The organism is Aeromonas sp. R4-3, assembly GCF_040908275.1.
In the GTDB taxonomy this organism is placed as follows: domain Bacteria; phylum Pseudomonadota; class Gammaproteobacteria; order Enterobacterales; family Aeromonadaceae; genus Aeromonas; species Aeromonas rivipollensis.
Map to the genome: position 1 here is coordinate 154,910 of NZ_JBFODK010000061.1, position 22,060 is coordinate 176,969.

19 protein-coding genes and 1 tRNA gene are annotated in these 22,060 nt (G+C 62.3%); 10 read left to right on the forward strand and 10 right to left on the reverse strand.

What is annotated here, in order from left to right:
- Positions 1-89 precede the first annotated feature (89 nt).
- From dnaG to AB5Y91_RS19500, 3 genes are all read left to right on the forward strand, one after another.
- Entirely contained in the window at positions 90-1,877 is a 1,788-nt protein-coding gene (gene dnaG, locus AB5Y91_RS19490; RefSeq protein ID WP_106885840.1) for a DNA primase, read from the forward strand.
- A 183-nt stretch (positions 1,878-2,060) separates the two neighbouring features.
- Positions 2,061-3,956 (forward strand): RNA polymerase sigma factor RpoD, encoded by a 1,896-nt coding sequence (gene rpoD / locus AB5Y91_RS19495; protein WP_289976629.1) that lies wholly within the window; start codon positions 2,061-2,063, stop codon positions 3,954-3,956.
- 179 nt (positions 3,957-4,135) lie between these two features.
- A tRNA-Ile gene (locus AB5Y91_RS19500) sits at positions 4,136-4,212 on the forward strand.
- 48 nt (positions 4,213-4,260) lie between these two features.
- Here AB5Y91_RS19500 and AB5Y91_RS19505 read toward each other — a convergent pair.
- From AB5Y91_RS19505 to purH, 6 genes are all read right to left on the reverse strand, one after another.
- Positions 4,261-4,731 (reverse strand): tetratricopeptide repeat protein, encoded by a 471-nt coding sequence (locus AB5Y91_RS19505; RefSeq protein ID WP_163137658.1) that lies wholly within the window; start codon positions 4,729-4,731, stop codon positions 4,261-4,263.
- 177 nt (positions 4,732-4,908) lie between these two features.
- On the reverse strand, positions 4,909-7,485 hold the full coding sequence (locus tag AB5Y91_RS19510; RefSeq protein WP_163137659.1) for an alpha amylase C-terminal domain-containing protein: 2,577 nt from the start codon (positions 7,483-7,485) through the stop codon (positions 4,909-4,911).
- A gap of 290 nt (positions 7,486-7,775) precedes the next feature.
- Positions 7,776-8,330 carry a cytochrome b/b6 domain-containing protein gene (locus tag AB5Y91_RS19515; protein WP_106885844.1) on the reverse strand — a complete coding sequence of 185 codons (555 nt, stop codon included), beginning with the start codon at positions 8,328-8,330 and terminating at the stop codon, positions 7,776-7,778.
- The gene (locus tag AB5Y91_RS19520) at positions 8,311-8,685 is read right to left on the reverse strand and encodes a cytochrome b562 (protein WP_025328232.1); all 375 of its coding nucleotides are present in this window, start codon (positions 8,683-8,685) and stop codon (positions 8,311-8,313) included. Before AB5Y91_RS19520 ends, AB5Y91_RS19515 begins: the two co-directional genes overlap by 20 nt.
- Positions 8,686-9,053: 368 nt before the next feature.
- A complete protein-coding gene (gene purD / locus AB5Y91_RS19525; RefSeq protein WP_163147195.1) occupies positions 9,054-10,343 on the reverse strand; it encodes a phosphoribosylamine--glycine ligase in 1,290 nt (429 codons plus the stop codon).
- A gap of 102 nt (positions 10,344-10,445) precedes the next feature.
- Positions 10,446-12,038 (reverse strand): bifunctional phosphoribosylaminoimidazolecarboxamide formyltransferase/IMP cyclohydrolase, encoded by a 1,593-nt coding sequence (gene purH, locus AB5Y91_RS19530; RefSeq protein ID WP_368170571.1) that lies wholly within the window; start codon positions 12,036-12,038, stop codon positions 10,446-10,448.
- Between the two features lie 422 nt (positions 12,039-12,460).
- On the opposite strand from purH, the gene zntR reads away from it, so the two are divergent.
- From zntR to AB5Y91_RS19545, 3 genes are all read left to right on the forward strand, one after another.
- The gene (gene zntR / locus AB5Y91_RS19535) at positions 12,461-12,907 is read left to right on the forward strand and encodes a Zn(2+)-responsive transcriptional regulator (RefSeq protein WP_368170572.1); all 447 of its coding nucleotides are present in this window, start codon (positions 12,461-12,463) and stop codon (positions 12,905-12,907) included.
- A complete protein-coding gene (locus AB5Y91_RS19540) occupies positions 12,897-13,439 on the forward strand; it encodes a dihydrofolate reductase family protein (RefSeq protein ID WP_368170573.1) in 543 nt (180 codons plus the stop codon). Before zntR ends, AB5Y91_RS19540 begins: the two co-directional genes overlap by 11 nt.
- 117 nt (positions 13,440-13,556) lie before the next feature.
- Positions 13,557-13,772 carry a ribosome alternative rescue factor ArfA gene (locus AB5Y91_RS19545; RefSeq protein ID WP_262111772.1) on the forward strand — a complete coding sequence of 72 codons (216 nt, stop codon included), beginning with the start codon at positions 13,557-13,559 and terminating at the stop codon, positions 13,770-13,772.
- 96 nt (positions 13,773-13,868) lie between these two features.
- On the opposite strand, the gene hemW is transcribed toward AB5Y91_RS19545, so the two are convergent.
- Together hemW and rdgB are read right to left on the reverse strand one after the other, a co-directional pair.
- The gene (hemW, locus tag AB5Y91_RS19550) at positions 13,869-15,014 is read right to left on the reverse strand and encodes a radical SAM family heme chaperone HemW (protein WP_368170574.1); all 1,146 of its coding nucleotides are present in this window, start codon (positions 15,012-15,014) and stop codon (positions 13,869-13,871) included.
- 161 nt (positions 15,015-15,175) lie between these two features.
- Positions 15,176-15,772: an RdgB/HAM1 family non-canonical purine NTP pyrophosphatase gene (rdgB, locus tag AB5Y91_RS19555; protein WP_025328225.1), complete on the reverse strand. Its 597-nt coding sequence runs from the start codon at positions 15,770-15,772 to the stop codon at positions 15,176-15,178.
- Between the two features lie 236 nt (positions 15,773-16,008).
- Here rdgB and AB5Y91_RS19560 point away from each other — a divergent pair, with 236 nt between their 5' ends.
- The 3 genes from AB5Y91_RS19560 to AB5Y91_RS19570 all read left to right on the forward strand — a co-directional run bounded on the left by AB5Y91_RS19560 (position 16,009) and on the right by AB5Y91_RS19570 (position 18,942).
- Entirely contained in the window at positions 16,009-17,175 is a 1,167-nt protein-coding gene (locus tag AB5Y91_RS19560) for a multidrug effflux MFS transporter (protein WP_162519103.1), read from the forward strand.
- Between the two features lie 174 nt (positions 17,176-17,349).
- Positions 17,350-18,399, forward strand: a complete 1,050-nt coding sequence (locus AB5Y91_RS19565; RefSeq protein WP_290070080.1) for an oxidoreductase — start codon at positions 17,350-17,352, stop codon at positions 18,397-18,399.
- Positions 18,400-18,708: 309 nt separating this feature from the next.
- Positions 18,709-18,942 carry a hypothetical protein gene (locus AB5Y91_RS19570; RefSeq protein WP_025328222.1) on the forward strand — a complete coding sequence of 78 codons (234 nt, stop codon included), beginning with the start codon at positions 18,709-18,711 and terminating at the stop codon, positions 18,940-18,942.
- Positions 18,943-19,026: 84 nt separating this feature from the next.
- On the opposite strand, the gene AB5Y91_RS19575 is transcribed toward AB5Y91_RS19570, so the two are convergent.
- Positions 19,027-19,482: an NfeD family protein gene (locus AB5Y91_RS19575; RefSeq protein ID WP_368170575.1), complete on the reverse strand. Its 456-nt coding sequence runs from the start codon at positions 19,480-19,482 to the stop codon at positions 19,027-19,029.
- Positions 19,479-20,402, reverse strand: a complete 924-nt coding sequence (locus AB5Y91_RS19580) for an SPFH domain-containing protein (RefSeq protein WP_025328220.1) — start codon at positions 20,400-20,402, stop codon at positions 19,479-19,481. The genes AB5Y91_RS19575 and AB5Y91_RS19580 overlap by 4 nt, the downstream gene beginning before the upstream one ends.
- Before the next feature lie 198 nt (positions 20,403-20,600).
- Here AB5Y91_RS19580 and cysG point away from each other — a divergent pair, with 198 nt between their 5' ends.
- A complete protein-coding gene (cysG, locus tag AB5Y91_RS19585) occupies positions 20,601-22,019 on the forward strand; it encodes a siroheme synthase CysG (RefSeq protein WP_368170576.1) in 1,419 nt (472 codons plus the stop codon).
- Positions 22,020-22,060 lie beyond the last annotated feature (41 nt).

A 22,060-nucleotide genomic window follows, 5' to 3' on the forward strand; every position in this document is an offset into this window, starting at 1 on the left:
CAGGCATTTCTCTTGTTAGTCGAAAGAAGCCGTGCTTCCCTGTGAATGCGCGGCTTTTTTATTTTTCCGAGTAATGAAACAGGACGGTTATGGCAGGCAGGATCCCACAATCCTTTATCGATGATCTGCTCGTACGTACCGATATCGTCGAGTTGATCGACTCGCGGGTGCGGCTGAAGAAGGCCGGCAAGAACTATCAGGCTTGCTGTCCTTTTCATAACGAAAAAAGCCCCTCTTTCACCGTCAGCCAGGAGAAGCAGTTCTACCACTGCTTCGGCTGTGGCGCCCACGGCAACGCCATCGGCTTTGTCATGGAGTACGACGGACTCGAATTCCCCGACGCCATCGAAGAGCTCGCCAGCATGCAAGGCATGCAGGTGCCTCGCGAGCAGAGCCTGGGGGGCTCGGCCAGTTCCCAACCTGCCGTCAGCAAGGATCTCTATGAGCTGATGAGCCAGATTGCCCGCTTCTACGAGAGCAACCTCAAGGGGGCTCCTCAGGCGGTGGAATACCTGAAGGGGCGCGGTCTGACCGGGGAAGTGGTCAAACGCTTCAATATTGGCTATGCCCCGGGTGACTGGGATCAGGTCCGGCGGCGCTTTGGATCCAGTCGGGATCACGAACAGCTGCTCATCTCCGGCGGCATGCTGATCCCCCGCGACAGCGGTCCTGGCAGCTATGATCGCTTCCGTGATCGCATCATGTTCCCCATCCGTGACAAGCGGGGTCGGGTCATCGGCTTCGGTGGCCGGGTGCTGGGGGATGGCACGCCCAAGTACCTCAACTCGCCGGAGACCCCCATCTTCCACAAGGGGCGTGAACTGTTCGGCCTCTACGAGGTGAAGCAGGCACACAAGGATCCTCGTCGGATCCTGGTGGTGGAAGGCTATATGGACGTGGTGGCGCTCGGTCAGTACGACATCGACTATGCGGTGGCCGCGCTGGGGACGGCTACCACCAGCGACCATATCCACACCCTGTTTCGTACCACGGCGGAGGTGGTCTGCTGCTACGATGGCGACAACGCCGGCCGTGAGGCGGCCTGGCGGGCGCTGGATAATGCACTCTCCCATCTGCAGGATGGCCGCGAGCTGAAGTTCGTGTTCCTACCGGATGGCGAGGATCCCGACTCTCTGGTCCGTCAGATCGGCAAGGAGGGGTTTGAGGCCTTGCTGGACGAGGCTCAGCCCTTCGCCGATTTCATGTTCGAGCGTCTCGGGCGTGATGCCGCCCTCTCTGGCGAGGCGGGCAAGTTTGAAGTGGCCAACAAGGCCGCCGAACTGATCCGCCGCGTGCCGGAAGGCTTCACCCGCGAGGGGCTGATCACCCGGCTCTCCAGCATGATGCGTTGGGGGGAGAACAAGCAGCGGATCGCCGAGCTGTTTGCCCGCAATAGCCAGCCCAAGGGTGAAGTCAGCAAGCCCAAGGCCGCCAAACTGACCCCCATTCGCCGGGCACTGGCTTTGATGGTGCAATATCCGGCGGTGACGGCCGAGCTGCCGGCCATGCCGGAACTGGCTGGGCTGCGGGTGCAGGGCATCAAATTCCTGTTGCAGCTGCATCAGCAGATCCTGACTCAGCCAGGGATCACCACCGGCATCTTGCTGGAGCACTGGCGCGGCACCAAGGAGGGGGAGATCCTGGCTCAGCTGGCCATGCACGACCTGTTTGAAGAGATCAAACTCGACCAGGAGCCGGATATTCTGGGAGAATTGCAGGATACCTTCGTCGGTTTCATCAACCAGTTTCTGAAGCAACGAATCGAAGAATTGCAGGCCAAGGTGGCCCAGGAAGGGCTAAGCTCTGAGGAAACACAGGAGCTGATGATGCTGATCAGAGAGGTACAGATTGAGAAAAGAAATGAGAGCGGGGCTTGATATTTGAGTGATTGGCCCCAATATAAATACCGTTGCCCGAATCGACGGGATTAAAAGCAAACATTTTATAACCGCCTGGCCCCGACAATACTGCGGGCAGGGGTTTCTCATGACCGACGCCGCAACCAGACATAGCATGTCTGGCGGTTTTCTATTAGAATTGGCTATTTGCGCAGCAGCGCACTGTACGCGCAACCTAGCAACACCAACCGGATGAGTTCTATGGAGCAAACCCCGCAGTCTCAGCTTAAACTCCTCGTTGCCAAAGGTAAAGAACAGGGCTACCTGACCTATGCCGAGGTGAACGATCACCTCCCGCAAGACATTGTCGACTCTGACCAGATCGAAGACATCATCCAGATGATCAACGATATGGGTATCCAGGTAGTGGAAAACGCCCCGGACGCCGATGATCTGATCATGGCCGAAGGTGGTACTGCCGATGAGGACGCTGCCGAAGCAGCGGCCCAGGCTCTGGCATCTGTTGAATCTGAGATTGGTCGCACGACCGATCCTGTCCGCATGTACATGCGGGAAATGGGTACCGTCGAACTGCTGACCCGTGAAGGCGAAATCGACATCGCCAAACGGATCGAGGACGGTATCAATCAGGTACAAAGCTCCGTTGCCGAGTACCCTGAAGCCATCACTTACCTGCTCGAACAGTACGACAAGTACGAAGCCGAGCAACTGCGTCTGTCCGACATCATCTCCGGCTTTATCGATCCGAACGAAGCGGACGACGTGGCGCCGACCGCCACTCACATCGGTTCTGAACTCAGTGAAGACGATCTCGCTGACGAAGACGAAGATGAAGACGAGGATGAAGACGAAGACGGCGACAGCTCCGACGACGATGGGGACGGTGGTCCGGATCCGGAAGTCGCCCGCGAGAAGTTCGGTGAACTGCGTGCCCAGTACGAAGTCACCCGTCTCTCCATCCAGAAGAATGGTCGCGCCCACGACGACACCCAGGCTGCCATCGCCCAGCTGGCCGATGTGTTCCGTCAATTCCGCCTGATGCCCAAGCAGTTCGATCGCCTGGTCAACAACATGCGGGAGATGATGGAGCGGGTTCGCGTGCAGGAACGCATCATCATGAAGCTCTGCGTTGAGCAGGCCAAGATGCCGAAGAAGACCTTCGTCGCTGCCTTCACCAACAACGAGTGCGAGACTGCCTGGTTTGAATACCAGAAGCAGGCTGGCAAGGCCTGGTCTCCCCGTCTGCTCGAGATGGACGAAGAAGTGCTGCGTTCCATCGGCAAGCTGCAGCAGATCGAAGAAGAGACCGGTCTGTCGATCGCCCAGATCAAGGACATCAACCGTCGCATGAGCATTGGTGAGGCCAAGGCTCGCCGTGCGAAGAAAGAGATGGTCGAGGCCAACTTGCGTCTGGTTATCTCCATCGCCAAGAAGTACACCAACCGTGGTCTGCAGTTCCTGGATCTGATCCAGGAGGGCAACATAGGTCTGATGAAGGCGGTGGACAAGTTTGAATACCGTCGTGGCTACAAGTTCTCGACCTATGCCACCTGGTGGATCCGTCAGGCCATTACCCGCTCCATCGCGGATCAGGCCCGTACCATCCGTATCCCGGTGCACATGATCGAGACCATCAACAAGCTCAACCGTATCTCCCGCCAGATGCTGCAGGAGATGGGTCGTGAACCGAACCCGGAAGAGCTGGCCATGCGCATGGGCATGCCGGAAGACAAGATCCGCAAGGTACTGAAAATCGCCAAGGAGCCCATCTCCATGGAGACGCCCATCGGTGATGATGAAGATTCCCACTTGGGCGACTTCATCGAAGATACCACCTTGGCCCTGCCGGCGGATGCGGCGACCAGCGAGAGCCTGCGCAACGCCACCCGCGAAGTGCTGGCTGGCCTGACTGCCCGCGAAGCCAAGGTGCTGCGGATGCGTTTCGGGATCGACATGAACACTGACCACACCCTCGAGGAAGTGGGCAAGCAGTTCGACGTCACCCGTGAGCGTATTCGTCAGATCGAAGCCAAGGCACTGCGCAAACTGCGCCACCCGAGCCGCTCGGAAGTGCTGCGCAGCTTCCTGGACGAATAGTCCTGAGGCACTGCCTGAGCCCTGTCTCAAAAGCCCCGCCATGCGGGGCTTTGTTTTATCCGGAAGCCTGGGTGCAAAAGATTAGCGGAATAGTGGACAAAAACTCGCCAAGTGGTTGATCTGCCTATGGACGGCTTATCTCACATCCCCTATAATCCACGCCGCAAAACCAAGATTCTGGCCCCTTAGCTCAGTTGGTTAGAGCAGTCGACTCATAATCGATTGGTCGCCCGTTCAAGTCGGGCAGGGGCCACCACATTCAGACAAAGCCGCTCATCATGAGCGGCTTTGTCGTTTCTGGCGTTCACCAGCGCCTGTCGAGATCCCCGGCGTAGAGTGCCATGGCTCGCCTGTAGGGGACGAGGGCAGGATCTGTGGTCGTCTCGGCCAGCACCGCCAGCAGCGTCTCCATCCCCTCTTTGTGGTGCCCCAGGCTGTAGCAGGCCATGGCACGGAACACCCTGAACTCGGTGGCGTCCGGAAAGCGGGCCAACCCCTGGTCGAAGGCGGCAAGGGCTTCGGCATATTGCCCGGTGCAGCGAAAAGAGCTGCCAAGGCCGAGCCAGGCGCCGCGCAAGGAGGCCTCGCCCAGTCCCAGCGCTATGGCCTTCTGGTAGAGGGGAATGGCCTGGGCCTCGCGCCCCTGCATGTCGTGCAGGCTGGCCACTTCATAATGCAGTTCGGCGTGTTGCGGGTGCTCGATGAGTTGCAGCAGGCCGTGCTGGCGGGCTTCTTCGATCCGTCCCTCGGCCTTGAGGGTTTCCAATAGTTTCATATGCGCTCCTGCATGGGGATGTGAAGGCAGTATGCCTGCCCGTCGGCGAACTGGGAACGGGGGGGCTGGCAGAGGGGGAGCGTGATGGCGCCATCGGGCCCATGAAAAGGCCTCCAGCCCTGTGGGAAGGAGGCCATGGGATGCCCGAAGGTCACAAGGGCGTTACGCCCCTGGGGCTTACTGGGCGCTCAGGCTGTAGGTCAGGGTCTGGTCGTTGAAGCGCACCACATAGGCACCGACCACTGCGGTGGTGATGTCGGCTCCGGCCAGCTCGGCCACGCCGTCCTTGTTGGTGTCGCCGTAGTTCTGGGTCCAGTCACCCTTGACGTCGAACTTGAAGCGCTGGCCGCCGCTGCCATCACCGGCCCCCGTGAAGGTGACGCCGGCCTGCCACTGGTGATCCCCCACCAGCGTCATGGGAGTGGTGCCCCAGCCATTGGTGGTGCCACGGATGTTCAGGCTGGCGATGTTCTTGGCATAGCCGACGCTGACCGGGGTCAGGCTGTATTGCAGGGTCTGGTCGTTGAAGCGTACCCGGTACTGGCCGCTGACCGGGGTCAGTATGTCGGCCCCCCCCTGTTCGGCCACGCCATCCTTGTTGGTGTCGCCATAGTTCTGGGTCCAGTCTCCCTTGACGTCGAACTTGAAGCGCTGGTTGGCCTGGCCGTTGAAGGTGGCCAAGGCCTCCCATTGGTTGTCGGCAACCAGCGTCATGGCGAGCGAGCCCCAGGCATTGGGGGTGCCACGCAGGTGCAGGGTCGGCAGCACGCTGTTGTAGGCGCCGTTGCTGTCGGTGACCGTCACAGTTGCGCTGGCACTGGCGGTCAGCCCCTCGGCATCGGTGACTGTCAGGGTGACAATATGGGTGCCCGGGGTATCGAACTGGACTGTCTCAGTGGGGGCGCTGCCGCCGGTAGACCAGCTGTAGCTTGCCACGCCTTCATCGTCGGTGGAGGCGGAGCCATCGAACACCACGCTCTCCCCCGTCTTGACGCTGAGGACCTTGGGCGAGAGGGCGGCGACCGGTGCCTGGTTGCTGGTGAGAGGGATGACCGTATAGCGCAGATCGCCTTCGCTCAGGGTGATGCGGTAGCTGCCCGCCCCGCTGACCAGGATATCCTTGCTGCTGCCCTTGTCGGCGATGCCGTCCCCTTCGTTGTCGCCGTAGCTCTCGGTCCAGTTGCCGAAGACGTCGAACTTGAAGCGCTGGGCGCCGGTGGCGTCACCGCTGCCGGTCAGGGTCAGGGTGGCGGACCAGACGCGGTTGGCATCGACTGTCATGGGGGTGTTGCCCCAGGCGTTGTGGGTGCCGCGCAGGTTCATGCTGCTGAACTTGTTGCCAGGCAGGGCGGTGCCGCCGCAGGTGCTGGCCTTGGTGCAGCCAGCGATGATGGCGGCGGCCTTCATGGCCGGCACGTTCAGGCTGGCCTTGCCGCTGCCGTCGACGGTGACATAGCCCCCGCTGCAGTAGTCATTGCCACCCAGGAGGTTGCAGTACTCGCCCGCCGGCAGGCCGGTCTGCACCGAGGCCACCAGGCTGCCGCTCTCGTTGTTGATGGCGACGAAGCCCTTGTCTCCCCGACCGAAGGCTATCTGGTTGTTGCCGTTGTCCCACCAGTGACTGACAGCCTGCCCCTCGGTTCTGTTGTGGAACAGGGCCATGTTCATGATGGTCGGGCGACGTTGCTCGCAGTTCCACTGGCCATCGGTGCAGGGCGTGCTGCCCGGCGCCCCCTTGTCGGTTTCATAGGTGCCCATGTTCTCGAAGCGATAGCCCGACATCACCTGTTTCCAGCCATAGGGCCAGGCCATCATGAAGGTGTTGGCCAGCTCATAGCGGGCTCCGCTCATGAAGGTGAGCATGCCGCCGCCCCCGTGGCCGCGCTCGCGGTCGTGGTTGACCACGAAGACGAAGGCCTTGTTGGAGGGGAGCAGGCCCCAGCTCTCGCCGAGGGTCTTGAGGTTCTTGATCTGGCCGTTGAAGTTGGCGGCGAGATCCGTGCCGTATTTGAAGTCGGTGACTGTGTCTATGTAGGTGTAGCGACCCGGCTGGATGTCTGCCGACTCTCCCCCTGCACCTATCACTTCCAGGTAGGCTTTGGGGCTGCCCGCCTTGTCGAGTATGGCCTTCACCTCGCCGGGGGCCATGTGCTTGGCCGCATCGATGCGAAAGCCCGCCACGCCCCAACCCAGCAGGGTCTTCATGTAGCTGGCTATCTGATCCTGCACGTAGGGAGAGCCGGTATTGAGATCCGGCATGCCGTAGAGGGCGCCGTTCCAGACGTTGTTGCTGTCGCCGTAGTTGGTGATGTCACCGCTGTGGTGGAAGTCGTTGTAGCCGAACTGGGGATACTGATATTGCCCCGAGTTGTAGCTGCCGCCGCCGGTGGCTGTTCCGGTGCCCGAGGCCAGCTGGTTGAAGACGGCGTCGGCATAGACCTTGACCCCGGCCGCATTGCAGCGGGTGATCATGCTCCTGAGCTCTGCCTCGCTGCCGCCGAAGCTGTTGAAGTTCTTGAAGCTGACGGGCTGGTAGACGGTCCACCAGACCTGGCTCCCCTGCTTGTGCTCGGCGGGCGGCGTGATCTGGACGCCCCCGAACCCCTTGGGACCGAGCACTGTCTCGCACTCGTTGGCGATGTCGTTGAACTTCCATTGGAACAGGTGGACCATGACCCCTTCGGCGGCGGCTGTGTGGCTGAATGAGCCCAGCACCGCGGCGAGCATGGCGGTTCGAAACACTGTGTTGTGCATGACGATTTTCCCTTCGATCTTGTTATTGACGTGTCACTGTCATCATGTCGAACGGACCACAAACAACCTCGTTCGGCTCTGTAGCATTGATGAAATTGAGGAGATTGAAAATCGTACAGCCGGGATTAGTTAAGAAGTGTGAATGAAAATGCTTTCATGGTGGCCGGGCAAAAGAGGGGGAGGGGCGTCGCGCCATTGAGGGGGTAAAGCCGATGCTGCCGCCTTGCAGAGGTGGCCTTGCAGTCGGACAAGCAGGGAAAGGAAGACGGGCACCGAGGTGCCCGTCTGCTTCAAGAGTGGGGTTCCTGCTGACGCTCTGGCACCCGGCGCCTGCGCCGGGGCAGCATCCGGGTCACCAGGTTGCTGCGCTGACGCCAGGAGGTGTAGACGATGGCGCACAGGTGCAGGGCTATCATGGCCTGCAGTGCCCAGGTACACCAGAGATGCCAGTCGTCGGCCCCCAGCTCGAAGCCAGTCTCGGTGTTCTGGAACCAGCCGCTGCCGGCGGTCGCCAGCACCAGCAGCCAGAGTGCCCAGACCGCCAGCTTGCCGCTGCCGTGATGGCCGGGCGCCGCCGGTGCGCGCTCGCGCAGCGCCACCGCCTGCTGGCGGAAATCGTCCCGGCTCGGGATGAGGGCGCCAAGGCGGGCATGGCCCCGTGCCAGGGTGAGCCCCCACAGCAGGCGCAACCCGATCAGAGCCATGGCGCCATAGCCCAGCCATTCATGCCACTCCTCGCCCGCCTCGTTGAGCCAGAGGTTGCCGATGCAGACCGCTGCCACACCCCAGTGGGTGAGGCGGACCAGACCATCCCAGTGGAAGGGATCAGCCTTTCTGCTTGGCATATTGGTGGTACTCCTTCTTCAGGTCGTTGACCTTGGCCAGATGGGCCTGGGCCTTCTCCTGATCACCGGCCTGCAGGGCCGCCAGGCTGGCATCCAGCTCGCTCTGCACCTTGTTCATGCCCTCGAGGAACTTCTCCTTCTTGGCAGCCGGCATGTTTCTCTCCTTGGCCACATCGAGCTGGGCCTTCATCTCCTTGATGTGTTTCTCCATGGTGGCCGCATCATCTGCCTTGACGGCCTGCTTGTAGTTGAAGCCGATCTTCTTCATCGGCTGCTCCAGATCGCCGGCCATGGCGGGCAGGGTCATCAGGCCAAACATCAGGGGCAGCAGCAGGGGACGCACAGTTTTCAACATGGGATTTCCTTATGAGACGACGATATTGCAGGTTCTTATGGCACTCATTTGAGTGCGGTATCATACAGCATGATGCCATGAAAGCGGGGCAATTGTATGGGGAAAGTGCGACCAATTGTGACGAAATGTGTGCATTGTGCTGTACATATGTAGTCAGAAGGGGGTGAGCCGGGGGCGGAAAAAGGGCGGCAACCCGGGGTCATGCGCCCGAGGCGGAGAGAGGTGCCAAGGGGATGAATGCCTCCTTGCCACCACCACATCGGGCTTAGGGGGAAGTCTGGGGCTGGCTGGGCGGTTATCCGCGCCCCCGATGGCCCGGGCAGCAAAAAGGGCCCGCAGGCCCTTGTGTTCGATGGGGGAGGCAGCCTTTACTTGGCCTGCTCGCGCTCGATGGCGCGCCAGCCGATGTCCTTGCGGTAGAAGACACCGTCCCACTGGATCCGAGCCGCCAGCTGGTAGGCGCGTTGCTGCGCCTCGGCGACGGTGTGGCCCAGCGCGGTGGCGCACAGCACGCGGCCACCGGCGGTGACTATGGTGTCTCCCGCCAGCTGGGAGCCGGCATGGAATACCTTCTCGCCGCTCGCCTCTTCCACCGGCAGGCCGCTGATGGGCTTGCCCTGCTGGTAGTCACCGGGGTAACCGCCCGCCGCCAGCACCACGCCGATGGCGACGCGGGGATCATAGATGGCTTCGACCTGGTCCAGCTTGCCGGCACAGGCGGCCAGGCACAGCTCCACCAGATCGGAGCGCATCCGCAGCATGATGGGCTGGGTCTCGGGGTCGCCGAAGCGGCAGTTGAACTCGATCACCTTGGGGTTGCCCTGGGGGTCTATCATCAGGCCGGCGTAGAGGAAGCCGGTGTAGACGTTGCCCTCGGCCGCCATGCCGCGCACCGTCGGCATGATCACCTGCTCCATCACGCGTTGATGCACCGCATCTGTCACCACGGGCGCCGGGGAGTAGGCCCCCATGCCGCCGGTGTTGAGGCCGGTGTCGCCGTCGCCGACCCGCTTGTGATCCTGGCTGGTGGCCATGGGCAGCACGTGCTCGCCATCCACCATGACGATGAAGCTCGCCTCTTCCCCGTCCAGGAACTCCTCGATCACCACACGGGCGCCGGCGTCGCCGAAGGCATTGCCGGAGAGCATGTCGCGCACCGCCGCTTCCGCCTCTTCGAGGGTCATGGCGACGATGACGCCTTTGCCGGCGGCCAGACCGTCAGCCTTGATGACGATGGGGGCACCCTTCTCGCGCAGGTAGGCCAGAGCAGGCTCCACCTCGGTGAAGTTCTGGTAGTCGGCAGTGGGGATGGCGTGGCGCGCCAGGAAGTCCTTGGCGAAGGCCTTGGAGCCCTCCAGCTGGGCGGCGGCGGCGGTCGGGCCGAAGATGGCGAGCCCTTCGGCACGGAAGGCATCCACCACCCCTTTCACCAGGGGCGCTTCCGGCCCGACGATAGTGAGACCTATCTGCTGGGCCTTGGCGAAGGCCAGCAGGGCCTGGATGTCGGTCGCCTCTATGGCGACGTTCTCTATGCTGCCCTCGTGGGCGGTGCCGGCATTGCCGGGGGCGACGAACACCCGGGTCACCATGGGGGATTGCTTGGCCTTCCAGGCCAGGGCGTGCTCACGGCCGCCGTTGCCAATGATCAGTACTTTCATCGTATCGCTCGCTTCTATTTGTGATAACCGCCTGGGGCTGCGGTTGAAAATAGTCAGTTGAAAAGAGACAACAAAAGGGCCGCCAGTGGCGGCCCTGACTCATCAGTGACGGAAATGGCGCATGTTGGTGAACACCATGCACATGCCGTGCTCGTTGGCGGCCTCGATCACCTCGTTGTCGCGCATGGAGCCACCTGGCTGGATGACGCAGGAGATGCCCGCGGCGGCGGCGGCATCTATGCCGTCGCGGAACGGGAAGAAGGCGTCTGAGGCCATGACGGAGCCCGCCACAGTCAGCCCTTCATCCTCGGCCTTGATGCCGGCGATCTTGGCGGAGTAGACCCGGCTCATCTGGCCGGCGCCGACGCCTATGGTCTGGCCGTCTTTGGCATAGACGATGGCGTTGGATTTGACGAACTTGGCGACCTTCCAGCAGAACAGCAGGTCCTTGAGCTCGGCCTCGGTCGGCTGACGCTGGCTGACCACGGTCAGATCCCCCAGGGTGACCATGCCGTGATCCCGCTCCTGCACCAGCAGACCGCCGTTGACACGCTTGAGGTCAAAGCCTTGGGCCGGGGCAGTCCACTGGCCGCATTCGAGCAGGCGCACGTTCTGCTTGGCGGCGACAGCGTCGCGGGCTGCCTGGCTGATGCTGGGGGCTATGATCACCTCGACGAACTGACGGGCGACTATGGCCGCCGCGGTGGCACCATCCAGCTCGCGGTTGAAGGCGATGATGCCGCCAAAGGCGGAGGTGGGGTCGGTCTGGTAGGCGCGATCATAGGCACCCAGCAGATCCTCACCTATGGCGACACCGCACGGATTGGCGTGCTTGACGATGACGCAGGCCGGCTCGGCGAACTCCTTCACGCACTCCAGCGCCGCGTCTGTGTCGGCGATGTTGTTGTAGGAGAGCGCCTTGCCCTGCAGCTGGATGGCGCTTGCCACCGAGCCAGGTGCTGCCTGCTCTTCGGCGTAGAAGGCGGCAGCCTGGTGGCTGTTCTCGCCGTAGCGCATGTCCTGCTTCTTGATGAACTGGGCGTTGAAGGTGCGCGGGAAGCGGGACTCCTCATCGCCTTCCTTGTTGTCACCGTAGGAGGGGACCAGGGTGCCGAAGTAGTTGGCTATCATGCCGTCGTAGGCTGCGGTGTGCTCGAAAGCGGCGATGGCGAGATCGAAGCGGGTAGCCAGGGTCAGGCTGTTGCCGTTGCCATCCATTTCGGCGATCACCCGGCCGTAATCGGCCGCCTTGACGACTATGGTGACATCCTTGTGGTTCTTGGCGGCGGAGCGGACCATGGTCGGGCCGCCGATGTCGATGTTCTCGACGGCGTCTTCCAGGGTGCAACCTGGCTTGGCCACGGTGGCGGCGAAGGGATAGAGGTTGACGACAACCATGTCGATGGGGGAGATAGCGTGCTGGGCCATGATGGCGTCATCCCGGTCGCGGCGGCCGAGGATGCCACCGTGCACCTTGGGATGCAGGGTCTTGACCCGGCCATCCATCATCTCGGGGAAGCCGGTGTAGTCGGAGACCTCGGTCACCGGCAGGCCCGCATCGGCCAGCAGCTTGGCGGTACCGCCGGTGGAGAGCAGGGCCACGCCACGCTCGTTGAGTGCCTTGGCAAATTCCAGGATGCCAGTCTTGTCAGACACACTCAGCAGCGCACGGCGAATGGGTCGAGCTTGTTCCATCACACTATCGTCCTCAGCATAACGGGGACCGTTCCATGGGAGGCGAGGCTCAACACAGAGAGTCCCCAAATAAATGGAAGTGGGGGATTTCGCAAACCACTCTCGCCAAAAAGACCTGCTGTTGGCAAACGCGTTTTAGGAAATGCCCGCTTGACGCGACGCTCTCTTGTGGGCGCGTATTCTACACAAAAAATGTGAGCTGTGGTGGATTTTTTAAAGAGACAAAGCCTTGTGTGGTGCGGTGTTAAACGTTTTCTGGTGATTTTTTGTGAAACGTTTGTCTTTTCAGTGTTTTGAGGGTAAAGAGCCGGGAAGGCCGGGGTTGGCTGCCGCTTTCCTGCCTTTGGCTGGCAATCGCCGGGCAAAGGGGCGATAGTGGAAGCCGGTTTATATTGAGTACCATGTTTGGCGGGAGAGGAAGGATGTATCGGATCGGGGAACTGGCCAAGGCGTGCGGGGTGAAGGCGGACACCCTGCGCTTTTACGAGAAGAACGGACTCATCTCGCCGGGGATCCGCAACGAGTCGGGTTACCGCCTCTATGGGGAGCAGGACAGGCGGCGGCTGGAGTTCATCATCCGCGCCAAGTCGGTGGGCTTCTCCCTGGCGGACATAGGGGAGCTGCTCGCCCTCGACACCAACAAGGCCAGAGTCACCTGTCAGGAGGTGAAGGCGGTGGCCGACACCAAGCTTGAACAGGTGGAGCAGAAGATTGTCGAGCTGACCCGCTTTCGGGAGAACCTGAAGGCACTCTCCGACATCTGCTGCGGCGGCCCTCGCTCGGCGGAGCACTGCGCCATCCTGGAGACCCTGGAGTCCGGCACCCCTTCCCGTCACGAACATCACGAACATCACGACCATGAGCACTGAGCGCCATCGCCCCCGGGTCTCTGCCTTTCTCGCCCTCTCCCTCGACGGTTTTATCGCGGGGGAGGGGAACGATCTCGCCTGGCTGGAACCCTATAACGGCGACTTCCAGGAGGAGACCGGCTACGGCGCCCTGATGGCCAGCGCCGATCTGCTGCTGATGGGGCGCAACAGCTACGAAACCGTGCGCGCCTTCCCCGAGTGGCCCTACGGCGACAAACCTGTGACCGTGCTGACCCACAGGCCCGCCACGCCCCGTGCCCATGTCTCTTTCCGGCAGGGAGCGCTGGCGCAGGTGCTGAGCGAGCTGTGGCAGGAGGGGGCGCGCCACATCTATCTGGACGGTGGCGAGGTCGTGAGGCAGGGCCTGCAGGCTGGGCTGGTGGATGAGCTGACCCTGTTCTGGGTGCCGGTGGTGCTGGGCAAGGGAGTCTCGCTGTTTGGCGGCGAGCCGCTGCCAGAGCAGCTTGTCCCGCTCTCCACTGCAGTGCTGCCGAGCGGCCTGGTGCGGGTGATCTACCGGCCCGCTCCCTGAGCCTGGGCAATCCGCCCCGGCCTCTTGCACTCGGGGGCCGGGAGGCGCACAATCGGCGCGTTTTTATTTACACTGGCGTATTTTTAGCCAGTTTCAACCACACAGACAGGAGCCAATATGGCCAAGAAGAAGCGGGTCGATATCATCGATCAGGCCCACGATCATGGGCGGGGCGTCATCCAGGACAACCACCTCAAGGCATTGGTGACCTCGCCACTGTTTCAGGCCAGGGTCGAACCAAGCAAGAAGGGCAAGGGGAGCTATCAGCGCAAGGCCAAGCACGGCCAGCGGTGGGAGCCCGGTCAACAGCGGATGGTACGCGTCTGCTGCTGAGCGGGTTTCTGCCGCGAGGCATGACTGAAACAGAGAGGGTGCCATGGGCACCCTCTCTGTTTTGGCGGTGAAGCCAGACCTTGATGCCCAGTTGGCTTATTCGTCCATAAAGAGCTCGAGCAGCACGTTGAGATAGCGATGGCCGAGAGACGTCAGCTGCCAGCACTCTCCCAAGTCTTCGATAAGCTCCTTGGTCTGGGCAACAGCCAGCATGGTTTCCACCCGCTCCAGCGGCAGCCCGGTATAGGCCTCGAACTCCGCCTTGGGGGCGGGCTCGAACAACCTGAACCTGTTCATGAAGTACTCCAGCGGCAGATCGTCCGCGCTCACCTGCCACTGGCTGTCCAGATAGGGGCGGGCAGGGTCCAGATAACCCTTGGGGTGCTTCACCTTGGCGGTGCGCAGGATCTGCTGGTTCGCGAGATCCGTCACCTTGCCGTGGGCGCCGCAGCCTATGCCCAGATAGTCGCCAAAGCGCCAGTAGTTGAGGTTGTGGCGGCACTGATAGCCAGCCTTGGCGTAGGCCGAGATCTCGTACTGCTGATAACCCTGGGCGGTGAGCATGGCGTGACCCTGCTCATAGATGTCCCACAGGGTGTCATCCTCCGGCAGCTTGGGCGGCTTGGAGGCGAACGCCGTGTTCGGCTCTATGGTGAGCTGATACCAGGAGAGGTGCGGCGGCGCGCAGTCCATGGCCTGCTGCAGATCATAGAGGGCGTCCTCCAGGCTCTGATCCGGCAGGCCGTGCATCAGATCCAGGTTGAAGGTGGGCAACTTGATGGCATGGGCCAGTTCGGCGGCCTTGCGTGCCTCCTCCGGGCCGTGGATGCGGCCGAGGCGGGTCAATTTTTCTTGCTGGAAGCTCTGCACCCCGATGGAGATGCGGTTGATGCCGGCCCGCTGGAAGCCGGCGAACTTGTCCGCCTCCACAGTGCCGGGGTTGGCCTCCATGGTGATCTCGCAATCCGGGGTCAGGGCGATGCGCCCACGCACCCCGTCCAGCAGCGCCTGCATGGCTTCCACGGAGAGCAGACTCGGCGTACCACCGCCGATAAAGATGGAGGAGAGCGGACGCCCCTGGGCCCAGTGCAGATCCTGGCTCAGATCCTCCAGCAGGGCGGCCACGTACTCGAGGTGGGGTAGCTCCCCCTTCTGGGCGTGGGAGTTGAAGTCGCAGTAGGGGCACTTCTGGACGCACCAGGGCACATGGATATAGAGGGAAAGGGGCGGCAGTTGCAGCATGGGGTTTCCAATAATCAAAAATCAAAACGGGGGCCTGGTTGGCTCCCCATGGTCAATGAGGGCCTGCGCTCGTTGAGCCGGGGGCCATAAGCAACACGGGGGCCGACGGCCCCCATTGTAGATGAAATGCTGGCCGGCGTATCCCGGAGCCCGGTCGGGTCTCAGTGCGCTGCTGCCAGCGCAGCCTTGAGCTTGGCCAGGGCCTGGCCACGGTGACTGAGCTGGTTTTTGAGCTCTGCCGGCATCTGGGCCGAGGTGCAGTCGTGATCCGGCACGAAGAACACGGGATCATAGCCAAAGCCGTGCTGACCACGGGGCTCGTCGATGATCATCCCCTCCCAGCTCGCCTGGCAGATGATGGGGGTGGGATCGTCGGCGTGGCGCATATAGACCAGCACGCACCAGAAGCGGGCGCTCTTGAGGTAGTCGGGGGCACCTTGCAGCTCGGCCAGCAGCTTGTCGATGTTCTCCTTGTCGCTGGCACCGGCACCGGCAAAGCGGGCGGAGTAGACGCCGGGGCGACCGTGCAGCAGGTCCACTTCGAGGCCGGAGTCGTCAGCGACGGCGGGCAGGCCCGTGATGCGGGCGGCGTGGCGTGCCTTGATGATGGCATTCTCGACGAAGGTGGTGCCGGTCTCGTCGGCATCGGAGACCGCAAACTCGCTCTGTGGGATCACCTGGATCTTCATATCGGCCAGCATGGCGGCCAATTCCTTCACCTTTTTCTGGTTCCCTGTTGCCAGGACAAGCTTGTTCATCGCACACCTCCGCAAAAATAATCTGCGCATTCTATGCGGGGCAGGGGTTTAGTAAAAGCGCCAATTGCCTGCAATCCGGCACCGGATGAGGGCTGCCCTGATCGTGCTGAGAGGCAGATAAAATACATCTTTCCTCATAGGAATAACCAAAGTGATTAAATACCATTTCAATTCATTACTCTGAGTCAGTAGACTCGCGCACCAATCGATTTTCCCCCTAGGGCTTGAGGTGACTGATGCCATTGATTCTTCTGCTTGTACTCCTGGTGCTGTTCAGCCCGCTGGCCATCGACATCTATCTGCCCGCCATCCCGCAGATGGCCGAGCAGCTGGGGGCCGAGGTGACCCTGATGCAGGGCACCATCACCTGGTTCCTGTTCAGCATGGGGCTGGGTCAGCTGCTGGTGGGGCCGCTCGCCGACCGCTACGGCCGCAAGCCCATCGCCCTTGGCGGTGTGCTGCTCTACGGGCTGAGCGCCCTGGCCGCCGGTTTTGCCGCCAGCCTGGGTGAGCTGATGCTGGCGCGGGTGCTGCAAGGCTTCGGTGCCTGTGCCACTTCGGTCGCCGCCTTCTCGGTGGTGCGTGACAGCTATGGCCCCAAGAAGAGCGGTCAGATGATCTCCTACCTGAATGGCGCCATCTGCTTCATCCCCGCCCTGGCCCCCCTGCTCGGTGGCTGGCTCACCGCCAAGGCGGGCTGGTCGGCCAACTTCTGGTTTATGGCCGGGTACGCCGTTGTGGTCGGCAGCTGGCTGCTGTGGCGCATGCCGGAGACTCGCCCGGAGGAGACCAGCAGCAGCGGCCCGCTCATCAGCTGGTCCCGCTACAGCCCTGTGCTGCGCTCCCCGAGCTTCCTGTTCAATGCGGCGCTCTGCATGCTGGCGATGGCGGTGATCCTGGCCTATGTCACGGCGGCGCCGGTACAGCTGATGGTGAAGCTGGGGCTGGACATGAACGGCTTCAGCTACTGGTTCACCGCCAATGCGGCGCTCAATATCCTGGCCTGCTTCCTGGCGCCGCGCTTCATCGCAAGAGTGGGACCGAGGCGCACCCTGCGTATCGGCCTGCTGGTGTTGCTGCTGTCGGCCATCCTGCTGACGCTGACCATGCACCTGGCTCATCCGCTGGCGATGATGGGGCCCGTGTTCCTCTCCAGCATCGGCTTCGCCATGATACTGGGTGCAGCAGCCGGCATGGCGCTGGCCCCCTTCGGCCACTGCGCCGGCACCGCCGCCGCCCTGCTCGGGCTGTTCCAGATGAGCGGCTCCGGCGCCCTGGTGGGGATCACCGGATGGCTGATGCCGGATCCCCTGAGCCAGTTGGCACTGCACATGTGGCTGCTGCTGCCCCCCTTGCTGATGCTGATGACGCGGCAGGGTCGTCGCCTCTGCCTGCAGCCTTGATGCGCGGGGGCACAACCCCCGGCATTGATGGATAACGTCGCTTGCACAGGCAATAAATCCTGTGCTCTGATGAACGAAACGGGGGCTTTAGGCCCCCTTCTTTTTTTGGGCGCAACCTCGCCAGGAGCCTATCATCAGGTGCCTATCATATTGGACAGTTCAGCGGAGAATCCCATGAGTCAGACAATCAACGCCGCCCTGGTGGGCTACGGCTTTGCAGGACAGACCTTCCACGCCCCCTTCCTGACCAGCACCCCGGGGCTTGCCCTGCGCTGGGTAGTGAGTCGGGATGCCGCCAAGGTGCAGGCCGAGCTGCCCGGCTGCCGCGTCGGCTCGCTGGACGAGGTGCTGGCCGACAGCACTGTCGATCTGGTGGTGATAGCGACCCCCAACGATACCCATGCCCCCATCGCCCGTCAGGCACTGCTGGCGGGCAAGCATGTGGTGATCGACAAGCCGTTCGCGCTGGATCTGGCCGAAGCCGAGGCGCTCGTCGAGCTGGCCGAGAAGCAGCAGCGGCTGCTCAGCATCTTCCACAACAGACGCTGGGACGGGGACTTCCTCACGGTACGCCGCCTGGTGGCGGAAGGGGCGCTGGGCAAGATCGCCCAATTTGAATCCCATTTCGATCGCTATCGTCCCGAGGTGCGTCAGCGCTGGCGGGAGGCGGGCGGCCCGGGTTCCGGGCTCTGGTTCGATCTCGGTCCCCACATCCTGGACCAGGCGTTGCAGCTTTTCGGCCAGCCTGACTGGATCCAGGCGGATTTGGCCGCCCAGCGCCCTGGGGCACTGAGCGATGACTACTTCCACGTGGTGCTGGGCTACGGCGCGCTTCGGGTGATACTGCATGGCAGCTGTCTGGTCTCTGCCACCATGCCGCGCTTCGTCATCCACGGCAGCGAAGGATCCTTTATCAAGTTCGGCATGGATGTGCAGGAGGAGCAGCTCAAGCTCGGCCTGCGCCCGCCCGCGGCGAACTGGGGCCTGGATCCCGAACCCGGCCAGCTCAGCCGCATGGTGGAGGGGCAGCCCCTGGTGCAGGCGGTGAGCGGGGAGGCCGGGGATTACGGCGCTTACTACCGCGGTGTCTGCGCCGCCATCAGGGGGGAGGCGAGCAACCCTGTGCCCGCGGTGGAGGCCCTGGCGGTGATGGCGCTGCTGGATCTGGCCAGAGAGAGCGACAGCCAGGGGCGGCGGCTGATTTGTCAGAAGCTGTCTGATTGAGGTCACTTTCACTATCTGGGTGATGGCTGCCGAAATGGCAACGATTGACTGACAATCGTTCTCTTGTTGGTGTTTAATTGTGCTGTCTTGCGTCAATAAAGGCGTATTGTATTAATATTTGTCGTTGCAGTAGTTCTTTTTATCTAGCCAACGAGAAAATATCATTGTGATACGCGTTTTCATTGGCCGCATATGGGGATATATTTCGCGCGCCTCCTGACTCCCGGTGGCTCGCTGTTTTACCGGGAGCGAAGACGCACAGTGATGGTTATTGACACCATCTCTCCATCTTTTTTTGAGGGTATGCACATGAACAAAGTACTGGTAGCCGGTATCCTGGGTCTGATGTTGACCGCCTGTGGTCAGAAAGAAGAAGCCGCCGCTCCGGCTGCTACTCCGGCCGCCGACGTTGCTGCAACTGTTAGCGAAGCTGCCTCTACCGTAGAGAAGGCTGCTTCCGAAGCGTCTGCTACCGTCGAGAAGGCTGCTGCTGACGTGGCCACCAAGGCAGAAGCTGCTGTGAGCGATGCCAAGGCCAACTAAGCCTGCACCTCATAAAAAAACGGGCCCGGCGGTAACGCCGGGCCCGTTTTTTTATGGCCACTGGGGGGGGCAGATACTGCCAAGTCAGGGCCGCGGCTCCACCAGCAGGATATGGGAGTCGGCCCCCACCACCTTGACCCGGCTGCCCGCCGGCAGCGGCACAGGGCAGCGCACAGTCCAGACGGTGTCATCCAGATGCACCCGGCTTGTTCCCTGGCTCACCTCATCGAGCAGGGTCAGCTCCCGCCCCAGATAGCTCTGCATCCGCTCGTTGATGGGGGCGGCCGCATCGCGGCTCGAGCGGTCGCGCTTGTGCTGCCAGCGCCACCAGGCCCAGGTGGTCACCAGGGACTGCGCCGCAAACAGCAGCAGCTGGGCCTGCCAGCCGAAGGGCCAGAGCAGCAGGATCAGCCCGACTTCTAGCGCGGCTATGCCGGTCCAGAGCAGAAAGCCCACCGACCCCAGCACCTCGATGGCCAGCAGCACGAAACCGAGCCCCAGCCAGTGCCAGTGGGTCAGCGCCTCGAACAGGGCTGTCATGACTTGCCGACCTTGCCATCTTTGTTGAACAGCTCGGCCATGCCGGCCACGGAGCCAATCAGGCTGCCCGCCTCCAGCGGCATCATGATGATCTTGCTGTTGGGCCCCTCACCTATGCGGGCCAGCGCCTCTGTGTATTTCTGGGCCACGAAGTAGTTGATGGCCTGCATATCCCCCTCGGCGATGGCCTTGGAGACCATATGGGTCGCCTTGGCTTCCGCCTCGGCGGCCCGCTCCCGCGCTTCGGCGGCGAGGAAGGCGGCCTGGCGTTCCCCCTCGGCCTTGAGGATCTGGGACTGCTTCTCCCCTTCCGCTTTCAGGATCTTGGACTGGCGCACCCCCTCGGCTTCCAGCACCTCGGCCCGTTTCTGCCGCTCGGCCTTCATCTGGGCGTTCATGGCTTCCACCAGGGCCAGCGGCGGGCGCACATCCTTGATCTCGATCCGGGTCACCTTGATGCCCCAGGGGGCGGTGGCCGCATCCATGGTGCGCAGCAGCTTCTCGTTGATGGTGTCGCGCTGGGAGAGCATCTCATCCAGCTCCATGGCGCCCAGCACTGTCCGCATGTTGGTCATGGTCAGATTGCGGATGGCGCTGGTGAGATCGTTGACCTCATAAGCCCCTTTGCGGGCATCCACCACCTGCACGAAGCTGATGGCGTCTATGGTGACGTTGGCGTTGTCCCGGGAGATCACCTCCTGGGCCGGGATGTCCAGCACCTGCTCCATCATGATGATCTTGTGGCCGACTCTGTCCACATAGGGGATCAGCAGGTTGAGTCCGGGGGAGAGGGTACGGGTGTAGCGACCGAAGCGCTCCACAGTCCAGTTGAAACCCTGGGGCACTATCTTGATGCCCGCGCTCAGGGTGGCCAGCACCAGGAACACGAAGATCCCCAGCACAATCAATGACTCATTCATGGTAAAGCTCCTTATGAAACACTTTCACTAGCCTAGGGTCTGGTGCGAACCACCACAAGGACATTCGCTCCCCTTTGCCACAACATGGTTTTGCTAATTACTAAAACGCATTAAAGAGCATTTTTTATTATTTTGAGGGATAAGGACTCCTGCCTATAGTCGCCCCAGATGTCGTCGTATGCCGAGGAGTGGGCCCTGATGGATTATTTACCTATGTTTGCCAGGTTGGAAGGCCGCCCGGTATTGCTGGTGGGCGGGGGCGAGGTTGCCCTGCGCAAGGCGCGCCTGCTGCTGGCGGCAGGTGCCCGGCTGACCCTGGTCTCCCCCGAGCTCGAGCCCGACTTCCATGAGTTTGCCGGTCGCTTCACCCATGTGGCGGCACGCTTCGACCCGGCCCATCTGGCCGGCCAGATCCTGGTGGTGGCTGCCACCGACAGCCTCGAGGTCAACGCCCTCGTCTATCAGAGCGCCAACCAGCTCGGGCTCTTTGTGAATGTGGTGGACGACCCCGAGCGATCCAGCTTTATCTTCCCCTCCATCATCGACCGCTCGCCCCTGATGGTGGCCGTCTCCAGTGGCGGCAAGGCCCCTGTGCTGGTGCGCCTGCTGCGCGAGCGACTGGAGAGCCTGCTGCCCCGCCATCTGGGCGGACTGGCCGAGCTCTCGGGCCGGGTGCGGGTCAAGGCCAAGCGGGTGCTCGCTTCTCTCTCCGATCGCCGCCGCTTCTGGGAGCGTGCATTTGCCTCCAACACCCTCGCCGGTCTGATTGAGAAAGAGGATTGGCAGGGGGCAGAGGGCTGGCTCAATGAGGGGCTGGACAAAGCCCAAAGCGAAGTGGGCGAGGTGGTACTGGTGGGGGCGGGCCCAGGGGATCCTGGCCTGCTGACCCTCAAGGCGCTGCAACAGATTCAACAAGCCGAAGTGGTGCTCTATGACCAGCTGGTCTCCCCGGAGATCCTGGATCTGGTGCGCCGTGACGCCACCCTGGTGTCGGTCGGCAAGAAGGCCGGTGCCCACAGCGTGCCCCAGGAGGAGACCAATCGTCTGCTGGTGCAATACGCCAGGGCGGGCAATCGTGTGGTGCGGCTCAAGGGAGGGGATCCCTTCATGTTCGGCCGCGGCGGCGAGGAGCTGGAAGTGCTGGCCGAGGAGGGCATCCCCTTCTCAGTGGTGCCCGGCATCACGGCCGCCGCCGGCGCCACCGCCTATGCGGGCATACCGCTCACCCACCGTGACCATGCCCAGAGCGCCGTCTTCATCACAGGCCACTGCCAGAAAGAGGGCAAGGAGCCCGACTGGCAGCAGCTCGCGGCGACCAACCAGACCCTGGTCATCTACATGGGGCTGATGCGCTCCGAGCATATCCAGCAACAGCTGGTGAGCCATGGCCGAGGCCTGGGCACCCCCATCGCCATCATAGAGCGGGGCACCACCGCCCGTCAGCGCGTGCTGACCGGCACCCTGGCTGACCTGGCCGTATTGGCCGAGCAGGCAGTGAGCCCGTCGCTCATCGTCATCGGCGAGGTGGTGGCTCTGCGCAAGCAGCTTGCCTGGTTTGGCGAACAGGCCGAAACAGAGGCGAGCCGCCACGAACTGAAACTGGTGAGCCTGGCCTGAGGGCAGGCCGCGACAGCAACCGATTTGACGGTGCGGCCAAG

Bases quoted from the DNA above. Each gene is read 5' to 3' on its own strand.
- dnaG (WP_106885840.1), top strand. From the start codon at position 90: ATGGCAGGCAGGATCCCACAATCCTTTATCGATGATCTGCTCGTACGT.
- AB5Y91_RS19505 (WP_163137658.1), bottom strand. From the start codon at position 4,731: ATGAAACTATTGGAAACCCTCAAGGCCGAGGGACGGATCGAAGAAGCC.
- AB5Y91_RS19510 (WP_163137659.1), bottom strand. From the start codon at position 7,485: ATGCACAACACAGTGTTTCGAACCGCCATGCTCGCCGCGGTGCTGGGC.
- AB5Y91_RS19515 (WP_106885844.1), bottom strand. From the start codon at position 8,330: ATGCCAAGCAGAAAGGCTGATCCCTTCCACTGGGATGGTCTGGTCCGC.
- AB5Y91_RS19520 (WP_025328232.1), bottom strand. From the start codon at position 8,685: ATGTTGAAAACTGTGCGTCCCCTGCTGCTGCCCCTGATGTTTGGCCTG.
- purD (WP_163147195.1), bottom strand. From the start codon at position 10,343: ATGAAAGTACTGATCATTGGCAACGGCGGCCGTGAGCACGCCCTGGCC.
- purH (WP_368170571.1), bottom strand. From the start codon at position 12,038: ATGGAACAAGCTCGACCCATTCGCCGTGCGCTGCTGAGTGTGTCTGAC.
- zntR (WP_368170572.1), top strand. From the start codon at position 12,461: ATGTATCGGATCGGGGAACTGGCCAAGGCGTGCGGGGTGAAGGCGGAC.
- AB5Y91_RS19540 (WP_368170573.1), top strand. From the start codon at position 12,897: ATGAGCACTGAGCGCCATCGCCCCCGGGTCTCTGCCTTTCTCGCCCTC.
- AB5Y91_RS19545 (WP_262111772.1), top strand. From the start codon at position 13,557: ATGGCCAAGAAGAAGCGGGTCGATATCATCGATCAGGCCCACGATCAT.
- hemW (WP_368170574.1), bottom strand. From the start codon at position 15,014: ATGCTGCAACTGCCGCCCCTTTCCCTCTATATCCATGTGCCCTGGTGC.
- rdgB (WP_025328225.1), bottom strand. From the start codon at position 15,772: ATGAACAAGCTTGTCCTGGCAACAGGGAACCAGAAAAAGGTGAAGGAA.
- AB5Y91_RS19560 (WP_162519103.1), top strand. From the start codon at position 16,009: ATGCCATTGATTCTTCTGCTTGTACTCCTGGTGCTGTTCAGCCCGCTG.
- AB5Y91_RS19565 (WP_290070080.1), top strand. From the start codon at position 17,350: ATGAGTCAGACAATCAACGCCGCCCTGGTGGGCTACGGCTTTGCAGGA.
- AB5Y91_RS19570 (WP_025328222.1), top strand. From the start codon at position 18,709: ATGAACAAAGTACTGGTAGCCGGTATCCTGGGTCTGATGTTGACCGCC.
- AB5Y91_RS19575 (WP_368170575.1), bottom strand. From the start codon at position 19,482: ATGACAGCCCTGTTCGAGGCGCTGACCCACTGGCACTGGCTGGGGCTC.
- AB5Y91_RS19580 (WP_025328220.1), bottom strand. From the start codon at position 20,402: ATGAATGAGTCATTGATTGTGCTGGGGATCTTCGTGTTCCTGGTGCTG.
- cysG (WP_368170576.1), top strand. From the start codon at position 20,601: ATGGATTATTTACCTATGTTTGCCAGGTTGGAAGGCCGCCCGGTATTG.